Annotated in this window: 1 rRNA gene; it reads left to right on the top strand. The window is 53.7% G+C overall.

Annotated features, from left to right (window positions below):
* Positions 1–255, top strand: a 23S ribosomal RNA gene (locus tag M3636_RS29335); the annotation flags it as partial.

Here is a 255-nt window from a genome sequence, read left to right as displayed (position 1 = left end):
CACTCAGGGTAAGTCGGGACCTAAGGCGAGGCCGAAAGGCGTAGTCGAAGGACAACAGGTCGAAATTCCTGTACCACCGTAAGCCGTTATGAGCAATGGGGGGACGCAGTAGGGTAGTGACGCAGACGGATGGATGTCTGTCCAAGCAGTGAGGCTGATGTGTAGGCAAATCCGCACATCGTAAGGCTGGGCTGTGATGGGGAGTGAAAATTACAGTAGCGAAGGTCATGATCTCACACTGCCAAGAAAAGCCTC

It is taken from the genome of Paenibacillus sp. MER 99-2 (assembly GCF_023714095.1).
In the GTDB taxonomy this organism is placed as follows: domain Bacteria; phylum Bacillota; class Bacilli; order Paenibacillales; family Paenibacillaceae; genus Paenibacillus.
Note: the sequence above shows the minus strand (reverse complement) of the source record. Positions and strands in the feature narration are given on the sequence as shown.